The sequence below is a fragment of the Bradyrhizobium ferriligni genome (assembly GCF_056837965.1).
This window is the reverse complement of sequence record NZ_JBXEJO010000002.1, coordinates 1-15,079: the sequence shown is the minus strand read 5'-3', so window position 1 is coordinate 15,079 and position 15,079 is coordinate 1. Positions and strand designations below refer to the sequence as shown.

The 15,079-nt window shown below is 65.4% G+C and carries 16 protein-coding genes; 3 read left to right on the top strand and 13 right to left on the bottom strand.

Annotated elements, in window-relative coordinates:
• Positions 1–49: 49 nt before the first annotated feature.
• The 3 genes from AC1VNY_RS01110 to AC1VNY_RS01100 all read right to left on the bottom strand — a co-directional run bounded on the left by AC1VNY_RS01110 (position 50) and on the right by AC1VNY_RS01100 (position 3,947).
• On the bottom strand, positions 50–1,714 hold the full coding sequence (locus AC1VNY_RS01110; RefSeq protein ID WP_482403781.1) for a thiamine pyrophosphate-binding protein: 1,665 nt from the start codon (positions 1,712–1,714) through the stop codon (positions 50–52).
• 213 nt (positions 1,715–1,927) lie between these two features.
• A complete protein-coding gene (locus AC1VNY_RS01105) occupies positions 1,928–2,731 on the bottom strand; it encodes a dienelactone hydrolase family protein (RefSeq protein WP_482403780.1) in 804 nt (267 codons plus the stop codon).
• Positions 2,732–2,921: 190 nt separating this feature from the next.
• Positions 2,922–3,947: a L,D-transpeptidase family protein gene (locus tag AC1VNY_RS01100; RefSeq protein ID WP_482403779.1), complete on the bottom strand. Its 1,026-nt coding sequence runs from the start codon at positions 3,945–3,947 to the stop codon at positions 2,922–2,924.
• Between the two features lie 187 nt (positions 3,948–4,134).
• Here AC1VNY_RS01100 and AC1VNY_RS01095 point away from each other — a divergent pair, with 187 nt between their 5' ends.
• The 3 genes from AC1VNY_RS01095 (at position 4,135) to AC1VNY_RS01085 (ending at position 6,504) form a co-directional block, all read left to right on the top strand.
• Positions 4,135–5,109, top strand: a complete 975-nt coding sequence (locus AC1VNY_RS01095; RefSeq protein ID WP_482403778.1) for a lytic transglycosylase domain-containing protein — start codon at positions 4,135–4,137, stop codon at positions 5,107–5,109.
• Positions 5,110–5,244: 135 nt separating this feature from the next.
• Positions 5,245–5,871 carry a Crp/Fnr family transcriptional regulator gene (locus AC1VNY_RS01090; protein WP_028341787.1) on the top strand — a complete coding sequence of 209 codons (627 nt, stop codon included), beginning with the start codon at positions 5,245–5,247 and terminating at the stop codon, positions 5,869–5,871.
• Positions 5,872–6,231: 360 nt separating this feature from the next.
• Positions 6,232–6,504 carry a hypothetical protein gene (locus tag AC1VNY_RS01085; protein WP_482403777.1) on the top strand — a complete coding sequence of 91 codons (273 nt, stop codon included), beginning with the start codon at positions 6,232–6,234 and terminating at the stop codon, positions 6,502–6,504.
• A gap of 10 nt (positions 6,505–6,514) precedes the next feature.
• Here AC1VNY_RS01085 and AC1VNY_RS01080 read toward each other — a convergent pair whose 3' ends face one another.
• From AC1VNY_RS01080 to AC1VNY_RS01035, 10 genes are all read right to left on the bottom strand, one after another.
• Positions 6,515–7,549 (bottom strand): D-alanine--D-alanine ligase family protein, encoded by a 1,035-nt coding sequence (locus AC1VNY_RS01080; RefSeq protein WP_028341789.1) that lies wholly within the window; start codon positions 7,547–7,549, stop codon positions 6,515–6,517.
• Entirely contained in the window at positions 7,546–8,574 is a 1,029-nt protein-coding gene (locus AC1VNY_RS01075) for a putative zinc-binding metallopeptidase (protein ID WP_482403776.1), read from the bottom strand. Before AC1VNY_RS01075 ends, AC1VNY_RS01080 begins: the two co-directional genes overlap by 4 nt.
• A 200-nt stretch (positions 8,575–8,774) precedes the next feature.
• On the bottom strand, positions 8,775–9,146 hold the full coding sequence (locus AC1VNY_RS01070) for a hypothetical protein (protein ID WP_482403775.1): 372 nt from the start codon (positions 9,144–9,146) through the stop codon (positions 8,775–8,777).
• Positions 9,147–9,341: 195 nt separating this feature from the next.
• Complete coding sequence (locus tag AC1VNY_RS01065; protein ID WP_482403774.1) at positions 9,342–10,640, bottom strand: RNA polymerase sigma factor; 1,299 nt, start codon at positions 10,638–10,640, stop codon at positions 9,342–9,344.
• Between the two features lie 16 nt (positions 10,641–10,656).
• Complete coding sequence (locus AC1VNY_RS01060; protein ID WP_028341793.1) at positions 10,657–11,007, bottom strand: YciI family protein; 351 nt, start codon at positions 11,005–11,007, stop codon at positions 10,657–10,659.
• Between the two features lie 13 nt (positions 11,008–11,020).
• The gene (locus tag AC1VNY_RS01055) at positions 11,021–11,392 is read right to left on the bottom strand and encodes a YciI family protein (protein WP_482403773.1); all 372 of its coding nucleotides are present in this window, start codon (positions 11,390–11,392) and stop codon (positions 11,021–11,023) included.
• Between the two features lie 279 nt (positions 11,393–11,671).
• Positions 11,672–12,367, bottom strand: coding sequence for an AprI/Inh family metalloprotease inhibitor (locus AC1VNY_RS01050; RefSeq protein ID WP_482403772.1), 696 nt, complete (start codon positions 12,365–12,367; stop codon positions 11,672–11,674).
• A complete protein-coding gene (locus tag AC1VNY_RS01045) occupies positions 12,367–13,350 on the bottom strand; it encodes a 2-hydroxyacid dehydrogenase (RefSeq protein ID WP_482403771.1) in 984 nt (327 codons plus the stop codon). The genes AC1VNY_RS01050 and AC1VNY_RS01045 overlap by 1 nt, the downstream gene beginning before the upstream one ends.
• Positions 13,350–14,138, bottom strand: coding sequence for an ABC transporter permease (locus tag AC1VNY_RS01040; protein ID WP_253594168.1), 789 nt, complete (start codon positions 14,136–14,138; stop codon positions 13,350–13,352). The genes AC1VNY_RS01045 and AC1VNY_RS01040 overlap by 1 nt, the downstream gene beginning before the upstream one ends.
• Positions 14,135–14,941, bottom strand: a complete 807-nt coding sequence (locus tag AC1VNY_RS01035; RefSeq protein ID WP_482403900.1) for an ABC transporter ATP-binding protein — start codon at positions 14,939–14,941, stop codon at positions 14,135–14,137. The genes AC1VNY_RS01040 and AC1VNY_RS01035 overlap by 4 nt, the downstream gene beginning before the upstream one ends.
• Between the last annotated feature and the right edge of the window lie 138 nt (positions 14,942–15,079).

Below are 15,079 nucleotides of genomic sequence, written 5' to 3'. Positions count from 1 at the left end.
CCGCGTTTGTCGCGAGGGAAAACCGCTTCGCACTTTTCCGGATCATGCTCTAGCGCTTGCCTTCGATTGCGATCTCGACGAGGTACGGCCGCTGGGCCGCGACGGCCTTTGCAACGGCGCCGGCGATGTCGTCCGCCTTCTCGACCCTGACCGCCTCGACGCCCATGCCGGCCGCGAGATGCACGAAGTCGAGCGCGGGACCGGTGATATCCATGTTCTGATAGGGATGCTGGGTGCCGGCTTCGAAGTTCTGGCGCCAGACGTCCACATTGTGCTTGAGGATGCGGTACTCGCGGTTGGCCAGCACCACGAACACGATCGCAAGCTTGTGGTGCGCGGCGGTCCACAGCGCCTGGATCGCATACATCGCCGAACCATCACCGGAGATGGCGACCACCGGACGGTCCGGGATCGCGACCTTGACACCGATCGCGCCGGCGAGGCCCTGGCCGATGCCGCCGCCGCGGCCGCCGAAATAATCGCCGAAGCCGCGATAGTCGAAGGCGCGCGCGAGATCGAGGCTTGCCGTGATGCTTTCATCGACGATGACGACATCATCGGGCAGGCCGCGACGCAGCTCCGCGGTGACGCGCGGCATCGCGGTCGGCTGGCGGTCCCAGCTTTTCTCGACGCGCGCGCGGTAGGCTTCGTTCTCCTTCGCCTGCAATTCGGCCAACGCGGCATTGCGGTGCTGCGCGGCCTGCCTGAAGTCCGCGCTCGCCTTTGCACGCACCGCCTCCGTCAAGGCACTGACGCTGACGGCGATGTCGCCGACGATGCCGGCATCGAGCCGGTTGTTGAGCGCGAGGCGCTCGGCCGAGGCTTCGATCTGCAGCACGGACGCGCTGTCGGGGATGTGGCCGCCAGGCGCAAACCAGATGTCCTCAAAGAACGGACCGCCGATCAGCAGCACGAGATCGGCATCGCCGAGCGCCTTGCGCACCTGCCGGGCGTCGCCGGGGAGCGACTGACGATAGCTCGGATGGCTGGTCGGGAACGGCGCGTGGTGGCGGAGCCCCTCGAACCACACGGTGGCGCCGATTGCTTCCGTGAGCGCCACCAGCGCCTGCTCGCCCCCCGAACGTGCCACGTCGTCGCCGGCGATGATGGCCGGCTTTTTCGACTTCAGAAGCAGCGCGACAAGCGCTTCGATGCCGGCCGGATCGGGGCGCGTCGAGCGCCACAAATTATCCGGCGGCGACGCGTCGACCGCGGTCTCCTGTTCCATGACGTCGATTGGCAGCGACACGAACACCGGCCCCTGCGGCGCATCGGTCGCCACCTTGAACGCGCGTCGCATGATCGGCGCGATCTCGTCGGCACGCTCGATCTGCACGCTCCACTTCGTCACCGGAGCCGCCATCGCAACAAGGTCGTGGCCGAGCAGCGGGTTGTTGAGCCGCATCCGGGTATCCTGCTGGCCGGCCGTGACGACCACGGGCGAACCTGCCTTCAGCGCGCCGTACAGCGATCCGATGCCGTTGCCGAGGCCGGGAGCGACGTGCAGGTTGGCGACGGTGACGCGCCCCGACGCCTGCGCGTAGAAGCTGGCGGCGCTGACCGCGACACCTTCATGCAGCGCCATGATGTATTCGAGTTGCGGAAATGCCGGCAGGCTATCGAGCAGCGGCGTTTCGGTCGTGCCGGGATTGCCGAAGATATGACGCACGCCGTGCGACACGAACGATTCCATCAGCACACGACGCCCGCGCATTCGCTCCCTCTCAATTGTTCTGATCCGTTTTGCGCATCATCGGCCGGGGAGCGGCCCATGGCAACCGTGCGAGACGGTTGGCATCCGCGCGGCCGGCTGCGTCTTCCGCATGGCTTCAAGACGCGAACGCGCCAGCGGGGCCGCGGCCCTGCCACTTCCGCGGCCAAAGCAGCCATGAATGAAAAGGGCCACCGTTCGGGTGGCCCTTGTTGGTTATTTCTTGAGGTTGGCGGCAAACAGCTTGGCGGCTTCGGCCTTGGATTCCTGATCGGCCTTGGCGTCGTATCTGAGCGGCAAATTGAACTTCTTGCCGAGCTCGGTGGCTTCGGGATTGGTGAATGCGTGCACCGCGCCGGGATATTCGATGATGCGGTAATCGGCCTTCGCCGCGTCGAAATCCTTCTTCAGCGCATCGTACTGCTCGCGCTTCACGAACGGGTCGTCGGCGCCGTTCAGGATCAGGATTTTCGCCTTGACGGTGCCCGGCGCCGGCGCGGGAGTGTTGAGACCGAGCGAGGCGTGGAAGCCCGCGACGGCGGCGAGATCGGCGCCGGTGCGCGCCATGTTCAGCACCACCGCGCCGCCGAAGCAGTAACCGACGGCGCCGATCCGTTGCGGATTGACCGAGGCCTGCTTGGCGAGTTGCTCGCGCGCGGCGTTGAAGCGCTGCTCCATCACCTTCGGGTTCTTCATCACCGAGCCCGAGAGCGCGCCGGCATCCTTCGGGTTGTCGGCGGTCTTGGCGTCGCCATACATATCCGCGATGAAGGCCACGTAGCCCTGCTCCGCAAACTTCCGCGCCTCGTTATGGATATGCGGGGTGATGCCCCACCATTCATGCACCATGACGATGCCGGGCCGCTTGGCCTGGGTCGCGTCGTCATAGACGACGAAGCCCTTCATCGTGGTCTCGCCGTCGCTGTAGGTGACCGGCTCTTCCTTGACCGCTGCGTGTGCGCTCGCGACCATCGCGATGGCGCAGAGTGCTCCCACTATGTTCGTTATGATCGTTCGCATGCTGACCTCCTGCGGGTTTGGCACGACGCGACATTGGCATACCAGCGAATCCCGCGCTAGGCTCGGAAAGCGGAGCCGCTTTGCTCCGCGGGCTGCGCATCATCTCTCGAGCGCGCGGGCGCCCGGCCCGAGGCCGAGCGCGCCGAACATTTCTGTCGGTTGCTGATGTGTGAACGATGTTGCGTCAAGCTCAGCGCGTCTCGCTCGCCGTTGCTGCGCTCGTCGCGCTATCGATGAACGCAACCGGCGTTCCCTTCGCGACACCGGCCGCGACGCGCTGCGCGTCCCAGTTGGTGAGCCGGACGCAGCCGTGGGACTCCGCCTTGGAGACCTTGCCGGGATCGGGGGTGCCGTGAATGCCATAGCCTTCTCCCGAGAGGTTGATCCAGACCACACCGACCGGGTTGTTCGGACCGGGCCTGATCGTGAACGGCGTCTTCGATCTGACGCCCTTGAACGCGTATTTTGGATTGTAGCGATAGGTCGGGTTCTTGTTGATCGCCGTCACCTTCAGCGTTCCGCTCGGCGTCGGCTTATCCGCGCTGCCGACCGTCGCAGGATAGAAGCCGAGGAGCTTGCCTGCTGCATCGAACGTGCTGAGCGTCTGCCGCGTCTTGTCGACCTCCACGCGCGCGATCGGCGGCGGCTTTGCGGCGTCGACGACGTTCGCAACCGCAATGGTCTCGCCGGCCTTGTCGAACTTCTGTCCCGGATTGAGCGCCTGAAGCAGCGCCTCGCTCATGTGGAATTTTTCCGCGAGCGCTTCGCGCGGACTGGTGTAGCCCAGCGCCGGCAGGCTCTTCATGCTTTCCATCTTCGCGGGGATCCTCTTAACGAACGGCCCCTTCACGTCGGCATCGACGATCGTGTAGCTGACGATCGCAGGCCCGTCGCTGGCGGCGGTGAGCCTGCTCCAGAGCTCCGGCGTCACCGCCTTGTCGAAGGACAATCCGTTCGCCTCGGCAAACGCCCTGAGCGCCTTCTGCGCATTGTCGCCCAGCTTGCCGTCGATCTCGCCGGGAGAAAAATGGGCGCGATCGAGCAGGAGCTCGAGCCTGGCAATGAATGCGCTGAGCTGACGACGGTCCGGCAATTTTGCCGGCGGCGCCGCCTCGTCGTTGATCGCGGCGGCATCAAGACCCGCGGCCACCGCCGGCGCGGCTGACACGAGCAAAAGAACAAGAGCAAAACGCGCAACGGAAAACGGTCGGAACATCGCGCATCCCAACGTGGCTATCTTCCGTAAAGTTACGGAAAGCACCGAAGTTCCAATGCGAATAGCGGCGAAGTTCCGTGGCGGAACAGCTGATTTCGCGGCTTCGCCGCAATCGACCCGCTAAAAAGTCGCGATCCGAAGTGCACTTGCGCGCAACCCACATCACAATTCAGGTCCCTGGAAGCAAATGCGATTTGTCATCGCGGCGCTTGCCGCGTTTCTTGTCTTGATGCTCGATTTCGATCGTTCGCCCGGCTCGATCAACGCCTCAACCCAAGCCCCGACATTCTCGCGCGACGCGACATCGGACGCCGTTCCGTTCGCCGCACGCTTTATCGAAAGCGCTGATGCCAGCGAGGCGCCGGCTGCGACGGACGCGGACAGGACGCCCGCGCCTGCGGCACAGCCGGGCGATGCCGCGGCCGAGCCGCAGTTGTCCGCGATCGAAAAATTCTGCCACGGCCTGAAGGACGCGGCGCAGGCGAGCGAAATTCCGGTCGCGTTCTTTGCGCGCCTGATCTGGCAGGAGAGCCGCTTTCGCTCGAACGAGATCAGCCATGCCGGCGCGCAGGGCGTTGCGCAGTTCATGCCGGAGACGGCGGCCGAAGTCGGGCTCGACGATCCCTTCGATCCGCTGCAGGCGTTGCCCGCATCCGCAAGACTGCTGCGCAAGCTGCGCGACGATTTCGGCAATCTCGGCCTGGCGGCGGCCGCCTACAATGCCGGCAGCGGCCGCGTCCAGAAATGGCTCGCCCGGCAGAGCGAGCTGCCGCGCGAGACCCGCGACTATGTCCGGATCATCACCGGCACCAAGGCAGAGGACTGGATCGAGCACGCCGACACGCTCGCCATCCGCATCGACTTGCCGAGCGAAGCGCCGTGCGAAGGCGTCGGCGGCCTCTCGAAGGCGAAGGATGTCGCCTTCGTCGCGGCGTCGCCGGCGTCCGCGGTGACCACGATCATCCGCAAGGCCGAGGCCGCGCGAGAGGCGGCAAGGTCGGTCGCCGGCCGCGCGCGCAGGCGGCTCGCGCTCGTGCTCGGGAAGAGCTCGCCGGGCGCGGCCCGGCTCGGCAAGGCGCGCCCGACCGTCGTCGCCGCCAGGGCAAAACCGGCGAAGGGCCGGGCCGTTCACGTCGCCTCGCGCGCGCGTTCATCGAGCTGAGGCCGCGTCACGCCGCGTGCACCGCCGCAAGCGCGGGCCGGCGATATTTCCGCTCAGGAAAATGAATGCACTGGTGTATGTTACCGGTCGTTTTCAGATCGGTTGCTTGCAATTCATTTTCCAGTGGGCGTTGTCATGACGTTGATCGATGGTTTGGGTTATCTGGCGTCGGCACTTGTGCTGCTGACGTTCTGCATGAGTACGATGTTGAGCCTGCGCGCTGTCGCGATATTCAGCAATCTGGCATTCATCAGCTATGGATTGGGCGACGGGATCTACCCGGTGCTCATCCTGCATATCATTCTGCTGCCGCTGAACGTGGTGTTGCTGTTCCAGATGGTTCGGCTGCTTCGGAAAGCGAAGCGTGCTGCGGCGACGGACCTTTCTCCGAACTGGCTGCAACCGTTCATGCAGCCGAAGCATCTGAAGGCGGGAGAAACGATCTTCCGGAAGGGCGACGACGCCGACCTGCTGTACATGGTCGTATCGGGCGAGGTCAGGTTTCCCGAGATCGATCGCGGGGTATCGGCGGGCGAACTGTTCGGCGAGATCGGGCTGTTTTCGCTCGAGCGCCGCCGCACGCAAACGGCGCTCGCTGCGACCGATGTGGATCTGCTCTGGATCAGCGATGGCGCGCTGAGGAAGCTGTGCGAGCGCAACCCGGGACTGTCGCTGTATTTCCTGCGCTTGACGGCGACGAGGATGACGGAAAACGCAGCCCGCGCAATCGGGGTCGGCGCGGTGGCGCCCAATCCGGCGTAACGCGCGCCGCCTCCCTTGCCGGCGCTATGGCGCGGACGACGCCGCAAGGCTCGGCAGCGGCGTAAACTGCATCTCTGCAACGGCCGAGCCGGCGTATGCACTGGCGATCAGGATCATGACTCGAATGGCGACGAACATGGAGCCTCCTTAGTCTTCTCGTTGGTCTCTCAATGCCAGAGACTTCTTTCCCGCCGGTGAGGAAAGCTGGTTGCCGCAACCTTGAAGGCATTGGTAAGCGAGCCGTTTACGCAAGCCTCTGTTCATGAGTTGGGAACCGTATCGGCCGATCGACCGGAGCGCTAAACGCGCGGTTCACCGTCACCGGGCATTGTCCGCCTCAATCAAGAAGGCGCAAGCACAATGCCGATTTTCAGGACGATCCTTGTTGTCGTATCGATTTTTCTTGCCGGTTTGTACGTCTACGACAGCTGCCGCAGTGATGGGCTCGCGATGCCGGTTTCGGTAAACGAAGTCCTTGCACGGCGCTGGCCGGAACCGGACGCGTTTCGTCCCACGGCGGCCCGTGTGTCCGCGGTCGCCGGCAACGTGACACCGGCCGCGCGCGTTAGGGAAACGTTTGCGATGTTCATCCCCAAGGATGCGCGACGCCATCCGATGCAGCGCAGCCTTTAACGGCCGCGAGTCAGCCCAGCGATGCGCCGGCTTTGGCGCGGCTTATTCCGAGCGTCACGATGCGCTGCAGGAGATCCGGATAGTTGAGCCCGTCATGCCCGGCGGCCGTCGCGAACTCCTGGCTCTTGGCGATTTCGGGATTGGGATTGGCTTCGATGAAATACGGAACGCCATTGGTGGACAGGCGGAAGTCGATGCGCGCATAGCCATCGAGCCCCAAGGTCCGGTAGATGCGCTTCGCCAGCCGTTGAATATGGGCGGATAGCTCCGGCGTGAGGTCCTCGGCCGGGCCGTCGACAATCCCGACCCGCTCCTGATAGCTGGTATCGTGCTTGACCTTTTCGGTGGCGATCTGGCGCGCAGCGGGGCCGCCCATGCTGCCGAATTTCAGTTCCCACACCGGCAGCACCCGCAGCCGGTTGTTGCCGAGCACGCCGACATAGAGCTCGCGTCCCTCGATGAACTGCTCGGCGATCGCGGCCGTTCCGATCCGCTCATGGATGAAGGCGACGCGCTCGGCAAGCTTCTCGTCGGTATCGACGATCGACGCCTGCGAGATACCCAGCGATCCATCGCTGCTCAGGCTCTTGACGATCAGCGGCAGCTCGAGACGCGGCGGCCGCTTGACCTTGCGGCGCATCGGGAACACCGCGAAGGCCGGCACCGGGATGCGGCGATGATGCACCAGCGTCTTGGACAGATCCTTGCCGCGCGCCAGGATCAGGCCGCGCGGATTGCACCCGGTATAGGCGATCTTCATCAGCTCGAGATAGCTTGCGATGTGCTGGTCGTACACGACGTCGTAGTGAAACTCCTCCAGCAGCGTGAACACGACGTGCGGCTTGAAGCCCTCGATCTCGTCGCGCACCGGCTTGATTTCCTCCTGCACGCCGAGCGGACGAACCTCATGGCCGGCAGCGCGCAGGGTGCTCACGACGTCGTATTCGGTCTTCCACTCGTTGATCTCCCGCGCGCTGTATCCATCGCTGGAGTCGGGCGGCACACAGTCCGGGTGCATCAGCACCAGAATGCGAAGCTGTTTCATAGCGCGATCCATTTCCGGCGCGACGGGCCGAACAGCGCGTGCATGGTCTTGGCGGTCAGCAGAATGGTGAAGTTCGTCACGAGCTTCTGCTCGGGGCCGACGGCACGCAGATTGAGCTCGCGGCAGCGCGAGATCATGTCGTCGAGCACGGCATCGAGCGTCAGCTGGTTCTCTCCGGTCCACCGCGCCACCAGCTGCCTGATCTGGGCGCGGTGCCGCCTGATGAAGGCCGCGGCCGGCGGACGCCGATAATGCCGCGGATCGGCGGAGAACAGCTTGGAGAGATCGCGGTCGTAGGTCTTCGGCGGTGTGAAGGCGTAAAATGCCTGCTTCTTCCTGTAGTGCTCGGCGAGCGTTTGCTTGAGCGTAGGCAGCGGATCGACCCGTTCGCGCGTCGCGAGCAGCGGCCGCTTGCCGGCAATCTCGCCCATCAGTTCGTCGACATATTCGAGCTTCTTCAGCGCGGGCCAGCCGGCATAGCGCGTCCGCCAGTTCGAGCGCGGCCGCAGCCACACCGCAAAAGTCTCGGCGAAGTCCTCGTCCGGATGGCTCTGCGCGTACCAGAGCCGAAGATGCTGGACATAATTGCGGCTGGCCGGATTGGGCCGGTAGTAGCGCGGGTAGTGCTGCGACGACGGGCCGAACAGCTGCTGCCAGCGCCGGCGGCGCTGCAGCTGATAGCCGTGCTGTACCGCATGCCCCGCCTCGTGGCGGAGAATGGCCATGCACTCGGACCACGACGCGCCCTCGACGTCGAGCATCATCTTCTTCTCGAGCTTCATCAGGCGGGGATGGGCGAGGTAGAACGGGATCGCGATGCCGGGCACATCCGCCGGGCTGAACCATTCGCTCGAGATCCATGTGTGCGGCCGCAACCGGACGCCGCGCTCCTCGAGCTCTTCATAGAGCGTATTCACACAATCGGCGAGCCAGGTGCCCTCGACGGCAACCCTCAGACGGCTGAGCGGTTGCGCGAGCAACTGCTCGTCCGTCAGCTTTTCCCAGTCAAATTTGCGGCGCGGCATAGGCTTCCAAAGTCTAAAACAAATCGGACTCTGAATGGTGTCATAGGTTGCCGCCGGCAACAACCGCCGGGGCTTCGCGCCGGGCCCCCGGCCAATGCCGGCATCGGGCCGGACCCGGCCCGAGTGTCCGCGTTGGGCGGCGGGCAGCGCGCCGGGCCCGATTCGCCGGCTCGAGGCGACGCTCATCTTGCGTCCTAAGGCTAGACCCAGCGTTGCACGGCCGCGGCCGTATCGGCCGGCCTGGTGTTGAAGCAGATGGCGGCATCGGGGGCGAGCCGGTGCACCGGATTGAGGATCGTCTCGAACAGCAAGAGCCGCTCCGGCGGCTCGCGCAGCCCGGCACCGATCACGACGCAGTCGTAGCGGCGCGCGTTGAGGGCCGCCGCCGTCACGGCTTCCGCCGTATCGCCGAGGTCGATCAGGCAGCTCTCGACGTCGTAGCCGAGCGTCCGCAGGCCCTCGATCTGCGCGTCGAGATAGCTGCGCACCAGTTCGGGCGTGAACTGCGGCATGACGGACAGATCGACGAAGGTCGGGTCGAGGCCGATCGCCAGCACGGATTGCTTCGTCATGGTGGCAGTTCCCGGTCCAAAGAAGTTCGTCCGAACATGCCGCAGGTTTGAGTCGAAATCGCGGACACGACGATCCGCAGCAACCTTGTAGCCCGGGTGAGCGAAGCGACACCCGGGGTCGCTCGTGGCAAAGACCCGCATGTCGCTTTGCTCATGCGGGCTACGTGGTCTCGCTTCGTCGAAATCGCGGAGCCGTCAGCCGCAGCCATGATCCTGCGCGGCACGCTCGGCGATCGCGGCGCGGCGTTTGAGGAACTCACGCTCGCGCGAATTGCCGGCCAATGCGGCGGCGGCCTCGAACGCGGCATGCGCCTCCGCGAAACGGCTCAGCTTATGCAGCAGATCGCCGCGCACGCTCGGCAGCAGATGATAGGATTGCAGCGCCGGCTCATCCGCGAGGCCGTCGACGATCGCGAGCGCGGCAAGCGGCCCCTCGGCCATGCCGATCGCAACCGCGCGGTTGAGCTCGATCACGGGGGAATCCAAGAGCGCGGCGAGATCGCCGTACAGCGCGGCGATGCGGCGCCAGTCGGTCGCGGCAGGCGTGCCGGCCTCGGCGTGGCAGGCGGCGATCGCGGCCTGCAGCGCATAGAAGCCGCCGGCGCCGCCGAGCTCGCAGGCGCGCGCCAGCGCGAGCTGCCCGCGGCGGATCTGGAGGCGATCCCACCGCGCGCGGTTCTGGTCCATCAGCAGGATCGGTTCGCCGGACGCATCGGTGCGCGCCGCCATCCGCGAGGCATTGAACTCCATCAGCGCCAGCAGGCCATGCGCCTCCGGCTCCGATGGTGCGATCGAGGTCAGCACGCGGCCCATGCGCAGCGCCTCGTTGCAGAGCTGCGGCCGCAGCCATTCGTCGCCGCTTGCCGCGGTATAGCCCTCGTTGAAGATGAGATAGACGACCTCGAGCACGGAGGCGAGCCGCTCCGACAGCTCCTCGCCGCGCGGCGTCTCGTAGGCAAGACCCGATTCCGACAGCGTCCGCTTGGCGCGCACGATGCGCTGGGCGATGGTCGCCTCCGCCTGCAGGAAAGCGCGCGCGATCTCCTCGGTGGTGAGGCCGCAGATCATTCTGAGCGCCAGCGCGGCGCGCGCCTCCCGCGACAGGCGCGGATGGCAGGCGGTGAAGATCAGCCGCAGCAATTCGTCGCCTATATCGTCGTCGAGCGCGGCATCGAAATCGGGCATGGTGTCCTGCTCCCGCGCCAGATCATGCGCAAGCATGCCGTGCTTTTCGGTCAGCATGCGGTTGCGCCTGATCTGATCGAGCGCGCGCCGCTTGGCGGTTGCCATCAGCCAGGCGCCGGGCTTTTCCGGCACGCCACTGAGCGGCCAGTGCTCGAGCGCGGCGACCAGCGCCTCCTGGGTCAGGTCCTCGGCGAGCGGCACATCGCGCAGCATCCGCGACAGGCTGGTGATCAGCCGCGGCTGCTCGATGCGCCACACACCGAGGATGGTGCGCTTGACGTCGTCCTCCGTCACGCTGGCCTCCGGCATGCGGTCAGCGCGAGCGTCAACACTCCATGAAGGGGCGAACCTCGCATGACAATTCCCAGTCCGGCATGTGGTCAAGATGAAGCTGCATGAACTCGACCGCGCGCGCCACGGCCTCCTCCTTGTCCTTCAGCTCGAACACGGCGTAGCCGCCGACCACCTCCTTGGCTTCCATGAAGGGGCCGTCGGTGACGGTGAGCTTGCGGTCCTTGATCTTCACCTCCGCGCCCGCGGTGCGCGGCAACAGCGCGCCGGTGTCGAGCATCCGGCCGGCTGCGATCTCGCGTTCGGCGAGCTTGCCGATTGCCTCGCGCAACGGCGGATTCGGCAGCATCGGCTTCTCGGCCACGAGGACATACATGAAGCGCATCGTGCTGCTCCTTTTACGCGCCGCACTGGCCGGCCAAGCCGGCGAAGGCGCGAACCTCGCAGGTACCCTCCCAGCCCGGCATGTGCTCCTTGTGCAGCTGCATGAACTCCACCGCGGCGGCGACCGCCTCTTCCTTGTTGCGGAGCTCGAAGATCGCGTAGCCGCCGATCATCTCCTTGGTCTCGACGAAGGGCCCGTCGACGACGTTGAGCTTGCCGTCGGTGATGCGGACCTGGGCGCCCATCGCGACCGGCAGCAGCCCGCCGGTGTCGATCATGCGGCCCGCCTTGATTTCCCGCTCGGCAAGCCTGCCCATCGCCTCCATCAGAGCCGGCGTCGGCGGGCCCGGGGGCTGGGGCGAGGTGACGATATACATGAAGCGCATCGGAAAACTCCTGTTGGGCGAGACGCGGCGATGATCGCCGCAAGACCGGCTCGCTATGGGGAACGACGATCCGGGAGGGGGTGAATCGACAGGGGGCGGGAATTATTTTTTCGGGCAAAAGCAGATCATACCAGCCTCATCGCCGCCCCTGCGAAAGTAGGGACGACACGGAGCTTGTGGCAGTCCCGTAGCCCGGGTGAGCGAAGCGATACCCGGGAGCTGCTCGAGACACCCCGCATATCGCTTACGCTCATGCGGGCTGCGAAGCCAGCACCCGACCTACTGCTCCCGCAGCATGATCAGCGGATCGGCGCTGTCCGGGACGCGGCGCCACTGGGCGTTGTCGTCGGCCTCGAACTGCCAGGTCTCGCCCTTGGCCGACATCAGGATCATCTGGCCGTGATCGAGCCGCCACATGGTCGGGTTGAAGGCCGCGACCGCGGGATCGCATTTGCCCTTCAGGAACACCTGGAAATTGTCGTTGCCGGCGTCGGTGTTGGTCAGCACCAGCGTGCAGATCGCCTGGCCGTTGCCGCGCACCATCGACCAGTCGCCGATCATCTGGTCCATCGACTTGGCGAGCGAGCGCGCCGCGGCGAGGTTTTGCAGGATATAGACGCCCTCATTGGTGCGCATGCCTTCGAAGATGCCGGTCTCGACCTCGGTGAAATCGATCACGGCCTCGCCGGCCGCGTTCTGCAGCCGCACGATGTCGCCGAGGCCCCTGATGCTCCAGCCGGTGATGTCCTTGGTGAAGGGCAGCGCGGCGGCGCAAGCGGGCTCGAGCTCGAGCTTGAAGCCTTGCGGCGCCGTATCGCCCTTCAGCGTCACGACGCAGGTCTTGCTGCGCTCGGTGGTGGCGAGCTCCCACTGCCCGATCATGTCCCTCTTCAACGTCGTGACGTCCTGCGCCGCTGCCGGACCGCACGCGGCCAGCAGCAGACACAGCACGGCATTGAAGCGGGACAACGACATCAGCGATCCTTGACCGGCGTTTCGGCAACCGGCGTCAGCGGCGGCTTGCCGGCAAACCAGTTCTTGATGTTGTCGACCACGAGCTGGTCCATCGCGTTGCGCGTCACCACCGAGGCCGAACCGATATGCGGCAGCAGCACGACGTTCTGCATCGCCTTCAATTCGTCCGGCACGTTCGGCTCGGCCGCGAACACGTCGAGACCGGCGGCCAGGATGGTGCCGGACTTCAGCGCCGCGACCAGCGCCGGCTCGTCGACCACCGAGCCGCGCGCGACATTGATCAGCACGCCGCGCGGACCGAGCGCCTTCAAGACGTCGGCATTGATCATCTTCGCGGTCGAGGCGCCGCCCGGCACGATGACGACCAGCGTATCGACCGCCTTCGCCATCTCGATCAGATCGGGATAGTGCTTGTAGGAGACGTCCTTGGATGGATTGCGCGAGTGATAGGACACCGGCACCCGCGAGGCTTCAAGGCGGCGCCCGATCGCCTGGCCGATCCGGCCCATGCCGACGATGCCGATCTTGCGGTCGCGCAGCGAGCCGACGCTGAGCGGATAATTCTGGGTCTGCCACAGCCCGGAGCGCACATAGCGGTCGGCCTTGACGAATTCTCGCAACGTCGCGATCAACAGACCCATCGCGACGTCGGCGACCTCCTCGGTCAGCACGTCGGGCGTATTGGTGACCACAATATTGTGATAGCGCGCATAGGCGGAATCGACGTGGTCGTAGCCGACGCCGAAGCTGCCGACGATTTCCAGCTTGGGAAACAGCGCCAGCGCGGTCTTGTCGGTCGCCATCGTGTGATAGGTGACGGCGATGCCGCGGATCTTGCCCATCGTATCGGGCGTCAGCCGCTCGAGGTCGCCGCGGCTCTCGGCGCGGTGCAGCACGTATTGATCGGGAAAGCCGTTTTCGAGGATTGGCCGGATCGGTCCATAGATCAACAGATCGATCTTTTCGGAAGAAATCGGGGCCATCAACTGTCCTTTCCTAACGCGCTTTCATGCCAACGCCGCAACAACAGGTGCGAAACTAGCGCCAGCAACCCATAAATGACAATCCCGGCCAGCGATAGCAGCAGAAGTGCTGCGAACATGCGGGGAATATTCAGCCGGTAGCCCGATTCAGCGATCCGGAAGGCGAGGCCCGAGCCGGCGCCGGCGCTGCCCGCCGCGATCTCCGCGACCACGGCGCCGATCAGCGACAGCCCGCCGGCGATGCGCAGGCCGCCGAGGATATAGGGCAGCGCCGCGGGCAGCTTCAGGAACAGCAGCGTCTGCAGCTGTGAGGCGCCATAAAGTTGAAACAATCCGGCGAGGTTGCGATCGACCGAATTGAGGCCGAGCGTCGTGTTCGACAGCACCGGAAAGAACGCCACGATCCAGGCGCAGACGATCACCGCGGTCTGCTGCTGCAGATAGATCAGGAGCAGCGGCGCGATCGCGATGACGGGCGTGACCTGCAGCACCACGGCATAGGGAAACAGCGAATATTCCAGCCATTTCGACTGGTTGAACAATAGCGCCAGCACGACGCCGCCGATTGCGGCGGCAACGAAGCCTTCGAGCGTGGTCAGCAGCGTGACGCCGAGCGATTGCGACAGCACCGGCCAGTCCGCAACCAGCGTCTTCAGCACCAATAGCGGGCTCGGCAGCACGTAAGGTTGGATGCCATAGCCGCGGACGATGGCTTCCCAGAGCACGAGGCCAGCGGCGAACACCGCAAGCGGCAGCAGAAAACGGACGAGGTCCTGCGGAGACTTCATGCGCCCGCCTGCCCTGCATAGGATGGCGCCAGCGCGCTGGAGACCTCGCGGCAGAACGCGGCATATTCGGCCGAGGTGCGGAACTCCTCGCCGCGCGGTTCCGGCGAGGTGATGCGAAACTCGGCGCCGATCCGGCCCGGGCGCGCGGTCATCACGATCACACGCTCCGACAGATAGACCGACTCGAACACCGAGTGCGTCACGAAGATGACGGTCTTGTGCAGACTGCGCCACAGCGACAGCAGGTCGTTGTTGAGGCGAAAGCGCGTGATCTCGTCGAGCGCCGCGAACGGCTCGTCCATCAAGAGGACATCCGGATCGGTGACCAGCGCGCGCGCCAGCGACACCCGCATCTTCATGCCGCCGGACAATTCGCGCGGATAGGCCCTCGCGAATTCCGCGAGCCCGACCTGATCCAGCGCCGCATCGATGCGCACATCGGCGTCGGTCGCGGGCGCACGGGCGAGCTTCAGCGGCAGGCGGACATTGTCGCGCACCGTGGCCCACGGCATCAGGGTCGGCTCCTGAAACACGAAGCCGATGCGGTGGCTGCCGCGCTGCTCCGCGCCATGATGTGAGACCTCGACCGTGCCGGCGCTTGGCGTGGCGAGACCAGCAATCAGCCGCAGCGCGGTGGATTTGCCGCAACCGGAGGGCCCGAGCAGCGAGACGAACTCGCCTCGCCTCACATCGAGGTCGAGCGGCCCGAGCGCCCTCACGCCGCTGTCATAGGTCTTGCTGACGCCGCGCAGGCGCACGGCGAGGTCACCGGCATCGGTTTCCAGCACGGTACTCTCTACCATCGACGGCGGAATAGTGGTGAGCGCAGCCGAGCCGCGAAAGATACCTCTGCACGCGTCGAACAACGTGACGACCGCATAGGAGATTCGGGAGGCAGCGGCAGTCGGCTCCCTCTCCCGCTTGCGGGGGAGGGCTGGGGT

Coding starts and splice junctions, on each gene's coding strand:
- AC1VNY_RS01075 (WP_482403776.1), bottom strand. CDS start 8,574: ATGCCGCGCCGCAAATTTGACTGGGAAAAGCTGACGGACGAGCAGTTG.
- AC1VNY_RS01050 (WP_482403772.1), bottom strand. CDS start 12,367: ATGTCGTTGTCCCGCTTCAATGCCGTGCTGTGTCTGCTGCTGGCCGCG.
- AC1VNY_RS01105 (WP_482403780.1), bottom strand. CDS start 2,731: ATGCGAACGATCATAACGAACATAGTGGGAGCACTCTGCGCCATCGCG.
- AC1VNY_RS01045 (WP_482403771.1), bottom strand. CDS start 13,350: ATGGCCCCGATTTCTTCCGAAAAGATCGATCTGTTGATCTATGGACCG.
- AC1VNY_RS01110 (WP_482403781.1), bottom strand. CDS start 1,714: ATGCGCGGGCGTCGTGTGCTGATGGAATCGTTCGTGTCGCACGGCGTG.
- AC1VNY_RS01040 (WP_253594168.1), bottom strand. CDS start 14,138: ATGAAGTCTCCGCAGGACCTCGTCCGTTTTCTGCTGCCGCTTGCGGTG.
- AC1VNY_RS01085 (WP_482403777.1), top strand. CDS start 6,232: ATGCCGATTTTCAGGACGATCCTTGTTGTCGTATCGATTTTTCTTGCC.
- AC1VNY_RS01035 (WP_482403900.1), bottom strand. CDS start 14,941: ATGGTAGAGAGTACCGTGCTGGAAACCGATGCCGGTGACCTCGCCGTG.
- AC1VNY_RS01055 (WP_482403773.1), bottom strand. CDS start 11,392: ATGCGCTTCATGTATATCGTCACCTCGCCCCAGCCCCCGGGCCCGCCG.
- AC1VNY_RS01095 (WP_482403778.1), top strand. CDS start 4,135: ATGCGATTTGTCATCGCGGCGCTTGCCGCGTTTCTTGTCTTGATGCTC.
- AC1VNY_RS01090 (WP_028341787.1), top strand. CDS start 5,245: ATGACGTTGATCGATGGTTTGGGTTATCTGGCGTCGGCACTTGTGCTG.
- AC1VNY_RS01070 (WP_482403775.1), bottom strand. CDS start 9,146: ATGACGAAGCAATCCGTGCTGGCGATCGGCCTCGACCCGACCTTCGTC.
- AC1VNY_RS01065 (WP_482403774.1), bottom strand. CDS start 10,640: ATGCCGGAGGCCAGCGTGACGGAGGACGACGTCAAGCGCACCATCCTC.
- AC1VNY_RS01100 (WP_482403779.1), bottom strand. CDS start 3,947: ATGTTCCGACCGTTTTCCGTTGCGCGTTTTGCTCTTGTTCTTTTGCTC.
- AC1VNY_RS01080 (WP_028341789.1), bottom strand. CDS start 7,549: ATGAAACAGCTTCGCATTCTGGTGCTGATGCACCCGGACTGTGTGCCG.
- AC1VNY_RS01060 (WP_028341793.1), bottom strand. CDS start 11,007: ATGCGCTTCATGTATGTCCTCGTGGCCGAGAAGCCGATGCTGCCGAAT.